The 8366-nt window shown below is 59.8% G+C and carries 6 protein-coding genes (1 of these 6 only partly in view); 3 read left to right on the plus strand and 3 right to left on the minus strand.

All coding sequences use genetic code 11. The features are described from left to right. Positions 1-369: 369 nt before the first annotated feature. Positions 370-1104, minus strand: coding sequence for an orotidine-5'-phosphate decarboxylase (pyrF, locus tag INS80_RS07840; protein ID WP_192965098.1), 735 nt, complete (start codon positions 1102-1104; stop codon positions 370-372). Between the two features lie 272 nt (positions 1105-1376). Between pyrF and clpB the strand changes: the two genes are divergently transcribed. Continuing rightward, the gene (gene clpB, locus INS80_RS07845) at positions 1377-3995 is read left to right on the plus strand and encodes an ATP-dependent chaperone ClpB (RefSeq protein ID WP_192965099.1); all 2619 of its coding nucleotides are present in this window, start codon (positions 1377-1379) and stop codon (positions 3993-3995) included. Positions 3996-4084: 89 nt separating this feature from the next. On the opposite strand, the gene INS80_RS07850 is transcribed toward clpB, so the two are convergent. Both INS80_RS07850 and INS80_RS07855 read right to left on the minus strand, forming a co-directional pair. Beyond that, entirely contained in the window at positions 4085-5494 is a 1410-nt protein-coding gene (locus INS80_RS07850) for a methyl-accepting chemotaxis protein (RefSeq protein WP_192965100.1), read from the minus strand. Positions 5495-5697: 203 nt separating this feature from the next. Further along, positions 5698-6159, minus strand: coding sequence for a DUF302 domain-containing protein (locus tag INS80_RS07855; protein WP_192965101.1), 462 nt, complete (start codon positions 6157-6159; stop codon positions 5698-5700). 134 nt (positions 6160-6293) lie between these two features. On the opposite strand from INS80_RS07855, the gene INS80_RS07860 reads away from it, so the two are divergent. Then, the gene (locus tag INS80_RS07860) at positions 6294-7784 is read left to right on the plus strand and encodes an FMN-binding glutamate synthase family protein (protein ID WP_192965102.1); all 1491 of its coding nucleotides are present in this window, start codon (positions 6294-6296) and stop codon (positions 7782-7784) included. A gap of 70 nt (positions 7785-7854) precedes the next feature. Continuing rightward, positions 7855-8366 carry the 5' portion of a protein-methionine-sulfoxide reductase catalytic subunit MsrP gene (gene msrP, locus INS80_RS07865; RefSeq protein WP_192965103.1) on the plus strand. It continues 400 nt past the right edge of the window, so only the first 512 of its 912 coding nucleotides appear in the window; it begins with the start codon at positions 7855-7857; its stop codon lies beyond the right edge, outside the window.

Here is an 8366-nt window from a genome sequence, read left to right on the forward strand (position 1 = left end):
GGCAGGTGACGAACCTCAGGAAGACCAGTTCGTCTGGGGAGTGTTGGCTCCAGACTCGCCGATCCGGCCGAGTGACGCAAATTCTGCGCCTATGTGAATTGTTCGTGTCACCGATGGCTGTGCCTTTAGGGACACAGCGCCGTATCCTATCGCATACGGCGCTGATTGGTATTCTTGTTAATTATTATGACGTTGACGCTTGGTCATCCGGTATTGAACGCGAGAATCCAGCAGCCCAAAGGTGCACGTCAAACGCAATCCGTTTTGCTCAAAAAATGTGCAAAATTGCGCAGATGACGCCATAGTTGTCCGAAACGGTGTGAGAGGTTTCCGTTCCGGACGCCGCTTTGCGCGTGATTTTGGCGGGACTTAACCGCGATTGGGCTGATTTGCCTGCGGGCTGTGCAGTTCGGACAGAATGGCCTCAGCCGCCTTGCGCGGATCTTCGGCTTTCCAGATCGGGCGGCCGACGACGATATGGTCGGCGCCATCCGCTATGGCCGTGGCTGGGGTGGCGACGCGTTTCTGGTCGCCAAGATCCGCACCGGCTGGGCGCACGCCCGGGGTCACGATCAGCTTGCCCTCAGCTTCAGGTAGGGTGCGGATCAGGGCAGCCTCCTGCGGGCTGGCGATGACGCCATCGGCGCCGGCGGCAAAGGCATTACCAGCCCGCTCCTGCACCAGATCGCGGATCTCGCCGGGTTTGATCAGCGCGCTGTCCAGATCGGCGCGATCCAGCGAGGTGAGGATGGTGACGGCAAGGATCTTCATCTCCTTGCCCGCCGCGCCTTCCTTGGCGGCGCGCACCACGTAAGGGTCGCCATGCACGGTCAGAAAGTCGAGATCGAATTGCGCCAGCCCGCGCACCGCGTTTTCCACCGTGGCGCCGATGTCGAACAGCTTCATGTCGAGGAAGATCCGCTTGCCGTGCTCCTGCTTCAGCTCGTTCGCCAGGGCCAGCCCGCCCCCCGTCAGCATGCCAAGGCCGATCTTGTAGAAAGAGACCGCATCGCCCAGCGTTTCGGCCAGTTTCAGCCCGTCAAGCGCATTGGGGACATCCATGGCAACGATCAGGCGGTCATCAGCAAGCGGTGTGGCAGACATGGCGAAACTCCGGTTTTCTGGGCGGCAGGGAAAAGGAAATTGCGCTTTCCTAATCCTTACGCGGCGGTTCGAAAACCCTAAAAAGCAAGGTATCTGGTGCCTCTTTTCGTGCAGGGGATTTGATCAAGGTCAGAGAAAATGAACCGCTTTCCGGTCAACATGGGCTTGAAGGGAGGCGAAGACTTCCCAAGTTGAAGTGTGAGGCCCGGACCGGGGCGTGCCGCCAAGCGGGCGCTGCCATATTGATCGGGCGCTTGTAAAAGGAGAGAGAGATGGACTTGAGCAAGTTCACCGAGCGTGCACGCGGTTTCGTGCAGGCGGCGCAGACCATTGCCCTGCGCGAAGAGCACCAGCGCATGGTGCCCGAACACCTTTTGAAAGCATTGATGGATGACGATCAGGGGCTTGCCGCCAACCTGATCACCCGTGCGGGCGGCGATGCCACCCAGGTTGCGGGATCGGCCGATGCGGCCGTGTCCAAACTGCCCAAGGTCAGCGGTGATGCGGGGCAGATGTATCTCGACCAGCAGACCGCCAAGGTGCTGGATGAGGCCGCAAAGATTGCTGACAAGGCTGGCGACAGTTTCGTTCCGGTTGAACGCATCCTGATGGCGCTCTGCATGGTCAAATCCAAGGCCAAGGAGGCGCTGGAGGCAGGCAATGTCACCGCGCAGAAACTGAACGAGGCGATCAACGATATTCGCAAGGGCCGCACCGCCGACAGCGCCACCGCCGAAGAAGGCTATGATGCGCTGAAGAAATATGCCCGCGACCTGACCGAAGCGGCCCGCGAGGGCAAGATCGACCCAATCATCGGCCGGGATGAGGAAATCCGCCGCGCCATGCAGGTCCTTAGCCGCCGCACCAAGAACAACCCGGTGCTGATCGGTGAGCCGGGCGTCGGCAAGACTGCCATCGCCGAGGGCATGGCGCTGCGCATCGTCAATGGCGACGTGCCCGAGAGCCTACGTGACAAGCAATTGCTGGCGCTGGACATGGGCGCGCTGATTGCTGGTGCGAAATATCGCGGTGAATTCGAAGAGCGCCTCAAGGCGGTCCTGACTGAGGTTACCGAAGCCGCCGGCGAAATCATCCTGTTCATCGACGAGATGCACACCCTTGTGGGTGCGGGCAAATCCGATGGCGCCATGGATGCGGCCAACCTCATCAAGCCTGCCCTGGCGCGGGGCGAATTGCACTGCATTGGTGCAACCACGCTTGATGAATACCGCAAGTATGTAGAGAAAGACGCGGCGCTGGCCCGCCGGTTCCAGCCAGTTATGGTGACCGAGCCAACGGTGGAGGACACGATCTCGATCCTGCGCGGCATCAAGGAAAAGTACGAGCTGCATCATGGTGTGCGTATCGCCGATGCGGCGCTGGTGGCGGCGGCAACCCTATCGAACCGTTATATCACGGACCGGTTCCTGCCGGACAAGGCCATTGACCTGATGGACGAGGCTGCCAGCCGTCTGCGTATGCAGGTGGACAGCAAGCCTGAAGAGCTGGACGCGCTGGATCGCCAGATCCTGCAGATGCAGATTGAGGAAGAGGCGCTGAAGCTGGAAGATGATGCTGCATCCCGTGATCGCCTTGAAACCCTGCAAAAGGAGCTTTCGGACCTGCAGGAGCAGAGCGCAGAGATGACCGCCCAGTGGCAGGCCGAACGCGACAAGCTGGCCGGGGCGCGCGATCTGAAAGAGCAGCTCGACAAGGCCCGCGCCGAACTCGACATCGCCAAGCGTGAAGGAAATCTTGGCCGTGCGGGTGAGCTGTCCTATGGCGTCATTCCGGGGCTTGAGAAACAGCTTGCCGAGGCCGAGGAAAAGGAACAGCAGGGTCTGATGGTCGAAGAGGCCGTGCGCCCCGAACAGATCGCCGGTGTGGTTGAACGCTGGACCGGGATCCCGACCTCCAAGATGCTGGAAGGCGAACGCGAGAAACTGCTCCGGATGGAGGATGACCTGCACGCCCGTGTGATCGGTCAGAATTCGGCCGTGACGGCGGTGGCCAATGCGGTGCGCCGGGCGCGTGCGGGTCTCAATGATGAGAACCGTCCGCTGGGCAGCTTCCTGTTCCTCGGGCCGACCGGTGTCGGTAAGACCGAGCTGACCAAGGCCGTGGCCGAGTTCCTGTTCGATGACGACAACGCCATGGTGCGGATCGACATGTCCGAGTTCATGGAAAAACACGCTGTGGCGCGTCTGATCGGTGCCCCTCCGGGCTATGTCGGCTACGAGGAAGGTGGCGTTTTGACCGAGGCCGTGCGGCGGCGCCCCTATCAGGTGGTCCTGTTCGACGAGGTCGAAAAGGCGCACCCGGATGTGTTCAACGTTCTGTTGCAGGTTCTGGATGACGGCATGCTGACCGATGGTCAGGGCCGCACCGTGGACTTCAAGCAGACGCTGATCATCCTGACCTCGAACCTGGGTGCGCAGGCGCTGAGCCAGCTGCCCGAGGGCGCCGATGCGGCAGATGCCAAGCGTGACGTGATGGATGCGGTGCGGGCGCACTTCCGGCCCGAGTTCCTGAACCGCCTGGACGAGACGATCATTTTTGACCGTCTGGCCCGCGCAGATATGGACGGCATCGTCAAGATCCAGCTAAAGCGGCTTGAGAAACGTCTGGCCGATCGCAAGATCACCCTGCAACTGGATGAGGGGGCGATGACTTGGCTGGCAGATGAAGGCTATGATCCGGTCTTCGGGGCCCGCCCGCTCAAGCGTGTGATCCAGCGTGCCTTGCAGAACCCGCTGGCCGAGCTGCTATTGGCCGGGGATATCCGGGATGGTGACACCGTTCCGGTTTCTGCCGGGGCCGAGGGGCTGATCATCGGAGATCGTATCGGCACCAGCGACCGGCCGAAACCGGACGATGCTGTGGTGCACTAAGATCTGCAGTGTCAAAATAGCAAGGCCCGCCAGAATTGGCGGGCCTTATTCGTTTCTCACATCTGGGCGAAGATGCGCCGCGAGCCTCCCTAGAAATCGTCCCAACCGTTCGCTACGGCTGCACGTGCAGGAGTGGTCGTCGCGAGGCGACCCGATGCTGAAGCCTGCTCGATGGGAGCGCGGGTGTTTACTCCGCTTGTGCAGCTGGTGCGAAACAGCGCGACCTGTTGCGACAGGCTTTTGGCATTGTTGGCCATGGTCTGACTTGCCGCGGTCGCCTGTTCCACCATTGCGGCGTTGCTCTGGGTGACCTCATCAAGCTGTCCCATGCCGGTGTTGATCTCGGACAGGGTTGCCGATTGTTCCTGGGTGCCGCGTGCGATGTCGCTTACATGGCCCGAGATCGTGCTGACGCTTTCTATGATGGTTTTCAATTCCCCGCCCGCGCGGCCCACCAGATCCACGCCATGCACCACATGTGTGGAGCTTTCGTTGATGAGTTGCTTGATTTCGCTCGCAGCCTCGGTGGAGCGTTTTGCAAGGGCGCGCACCTCGGATGCGACAACGGCAAAGCCCCGTCCCGCTTCGCCCGCACGGGCAGCTTCGACCCCGGCATTCAACGCCAACAGGCTGGTCTGGAAAGAAATGTCGTCAATAACCGTCAGAATGGTCGAGATTTTTTCGGATGAGGCCTTGATCTGATCCATCGCGTCGATGGCTTCTTGAACGACCGTGCTGCTGTCTTCGGCGGTTGCCTTGGCGCCTGTGACGATCTGCTCCACATCCTGTGCGCCCTGTGCAGCGGATTTGACTGTGGATGTCAGCTCTTCGATGGCGGCGGCGGTCTCTTCGAGCGTGGCCGCCTGGGTTTCGGTTCGCGTGGACAGTTCGGTCGAAGAGTGGCTGATCTCTTCGGCCGTGTTCTCAACCGTGCCCGAGACAGATTTGACAGTCGATATCACCGTCTCAAGCTGGGTGACAGCCTCGTTGAAGTCGCGCGCCACGGCTCCTAGATCTTCGATATCGGATACCGGGATACGATGATCGAGCGCGCCATTGCGCAGGGCAATCAGCCCGCGTGAAATATCCTGAATGGCCTTGCGGCGATGGGTGATATTCGTTCCGATTTTGACGATTTTGCGCAGCTGGCCATCGGCGCCCATCACAGGGGCAAAGGTGGCCTGGATCCACAGCTCTTCGCCGGATTTGGATCGCATTGGGTATTGATCGGTAAAGTGCTCGCCGTCGCACAAGGCTGCCCAAAGGGTTTTGTACTCGGCGCTTTGCGCGTAGTCCGGCGCCAGCAGCATCGCGTGATTCTTGCCCAGGACCTCCGCCTCGGTATATCCGGCGGAGGTGAGGAAGTTGTCATTTGCGCGCAGGATTGTCGCGTCTGGGCTGAACTCGATCACGGCCTGCGTTTTTTCTAAGACCCCCAATATGCCAAGCAGGTCTTCCTGGTCTTGCGCACGTTCGGTAGCCTTGAATTTGAAAAACATGAGACCTCTTCTTCCCTAGAAATTTCCCAAAGGGTTCGATGGAGAGGTGATATTTTTCGGATGTTAAATTTGGGCTAATTTTCCACGTACTATCTGATTGAAGTCGTTGAATGATTTTTCGCAGGCCAGTGTGCTGTGGCCTGCTGAGGAGGATGACTTCAGGCCGACATACGGCGTCTTTTCAGGATATGGTCCGGCGTAGTTTATTCTTCGATGGCTTCGCGCACGATACCATCCAGTAGATCCTGAATGATCTGCATCTCGCCTTCGGGAAAGGCCCGATATCCGATGGTGATCTCGTCCTTGCCGGGAAACTGCGCCACGAAGATGTCGTAGGGGCAGAACATGATGTTCATCGGATCGGCCTCCATCACTTGCCGGGATAGCTGCGCCGAGCAGAAGGAATAGACATTCGCCTTTTCGAAAAGAATGATGTCGGACCCCACGTCTGCGCGCGTGCGTTCCAGCATGTCGCCGACGTGGCTGATGTGATCCACCAGAAGCCCGCGGTCGGTGATGGCATTCTCAAGGCCAAAGGTCACATCGTCGAAGGACAGGGTCGTGGTATAGCTCACCATATCCTCTGCCACGGCGCTGGTCGCCACGGACAGGGCGGTGACCGAGGCTGTGACTGTGGCTGCAATGTTCGCAACAATGGATTTCATGGATAATCTCCCTTTTGTGAGCAGTGCTCGCTTGCCCGCCCCGACATTCCTCCCCAGTCTAGGGAGGCGCGGGCGGCGGTGTCATCGGCCGCGCGCCTCATTTATCACATATACTATCACATAGGAGTTTTTGAATGGGTATCACTGCGAATGCCATGGAATTCCTGGCGCTGGCCTTTGTGTTTGTCCTGGGGGCTACGGGGCTGGTGGTGCTCATCCCCTTTGTCGTGGACAGGGTTCAGACCAGGGACGCCATCCGTCGCAACTATCCCGTGATCGGACGGTTCCGGCATATCTTTAGTACTTTGGGTGAATTCTTCAGGCAGTATTTCTTTGCCATGGACCGCGAGGAACTGCCCTTCAACCGGGCGCAGCGCGAATGGGTGAGTCGCGCCAGCGAAGGGCAGGGGAACACAGTAGCATTCGGCTCGACCCGCAACACCTCGGTGCCGGGTACGGCGATTTTTGTGAACGCACCATTCCCGCCGCTGGATGATCAATATGCGAGTTCAGAGCCTATGGTCATTGGGGCTGGGGCGCGGGTGCCTTATCGGGCGCCGTCCTTCTTTAACATCTCGGGTATGAGCTATGGTGCCCTGTCTCGGCCTGCGGTGCGCGCGCTAAGCCGCGGGGCGCGTGAGGCCGGCGTCTGGATGAACACTGGCGAGGGTGGTCTCAGCCCGTTCCATCTTGAGGGTGGCTGCGACATCGTTTTCCAGATTGGCACCGCAAAATACGGTGTACGCGATGAGCATGGAAATCTAAGCGACGACAAGCTTCGCAAGGTGGCCGAGCACCCCTGTGTGCGGATGTTCGAACTCAAACTCTCGCAAGGCGCCAAGCCGGGCAAAGGGGGCATTTTGCCCGCCGCCAAGGTCAACGCCGAGATTGCGGCCATTCGCGGCATTCCAGAAGGCAAGGCAAGCATCTCTCCCAACCGTCATCCGGAGATCGGAAGTTATGACGAGTTATTGGACATGATCGCCCGCGTGCGTGACGTCACAGGCAAGCCGGTAGGTATCAAGACTGTGGTTGGTTCCGAGGTGGCCATGCGCGAGATGTTCATGAATATCGCTACGCGCCCTGATGATGCACCGGATTTTATCACCATTGATGGTGGAGAGGGTGGGACGGGCGCCGCGCCGATGCCCCTGATCGATCTGGTTGGCATGTCGGTGCGCGAGGCGTTGCCGATGGTCTGCAACCTGCGCGACGAATACGGAATGAAGGATCGCATCCGCCTGATCTCCAGTGGCAAGCTGGTCAATCCGGGTGATGTCGCTTGGGCGCTAGCGGCTGGAGCCGACTTTGTGACCTCGGCGCGCGGCTTCATGTTCTCGCTGGGCTGCATTCAGGCGTTGAAGTGCAACAAGAACAGCTGTCCCACTGGCATTACCACCCATGATGCGCGCCTGCAGCAGGGGCTGGTGGTCGAGGACAAATACTTGCGCGTGGCCCGCTACGCGCGGGAGGTGATCCACGAGGTTGAGACCATCGCGCATTCGGTTGGCGTTACGGAACCCCGCAAGTTGCGCCGCCGGCACGTGCGGATGGTTCTGGATGATGGCACCTCGCGCCCCATGAACGAGATCATGCCAAGTTACAGTGCCATCGCGGACTCGTGACAGGATATGTTTTGGCGCGGCGCACCTGCTGCGCTAGCTCTTGGTCGATCAGATATGAAGGAGCGCAAGAATGGCCCGTCGCTGGACCAACACCCTGACCCCTGCCGATGTCACCCCCGAGGCCGCCTTTTGGAACCGCCGCCAAATCATCGCGGGCATTGCGGGGATGGGGCTTGCGTCCCTATCTGGGGCGGGGCAGGCGCAGGCTGCAGAAGGTGAATTGGAGCCTAACAGCTGGGAGGACGTGACCACCTACTGCAACTTTTATGAGTTCGGAACCGGCAAGGGCGATCCGGCGGCTTACGCGGGGCGGATGACAACCTCTCCATGGAGCGTCAAGATTGACGGGCTGGTGGACAAACCCGGCGACTATGATTTCCAGCAGATCCTTGGTGAGATGACCATAGAGGAGCGTATCTATCGTTTCCGCTGTGTCGAAGCCTGGTCGATGGTGGTGCCCTGGAACGGGTTCGAACTGGCGGACCTTCTGAATATGGCGGGCGTGCAGGAGGGTGCCAAATATGTTGCCTTCGAAACGCTCTACCGGCCCGAGGAAATGCCGGGCACCGCCTACCGCGTACT

Origin of the sequence: Phycobacter azelaicus (assembly GCF_014884385.1) — a bacterium.
Lineage (GTDB): Bacteria > Pseudomonadota > Alphaproteobacteria > Rhodobacterales > Rhodobacteraceae > Phycobacter > Phycobacter azelaicus.

Bases quoted from the DNA above. Each gene is read 5' to 3' on its own strand.
- pyrF (WP_192965098.1), bottom strand. From the start codon at position 1,104: ATGTCTGCCACACCGCTTGCTGATGACCGCCTGATCGTTGCCATGGAT.
- clpB (WP_192965099.1), top strand. From the start codon at position 1,377: ATGGACTTGAGCAAGTTCACCGAGCGTGCACGCGGTTTCGTGCAGGCG.
- INS80_RS07850 (WP_192965100.1), bottom strand. From the start codon at position 5,494: ATGTTTTTCAAATTCAAGGCTACCGAACGTGCGCAAGACCAGGAAGAC.
- INS80_RS07855 (WP_192965101.1), bottom strand. From the start codon at position 6,159: ATGAAATCCATTGTTGCGAACATTGCAGCCACAGTCACAGCCTCGGTC.
- INS80_RS07860 (WP_192965102.1), top strand. From the start codon at position 6,294: ATGGGTATCACTGCGAATGCCATGGAATTCCTGGCGCTGGCCTTTGTG.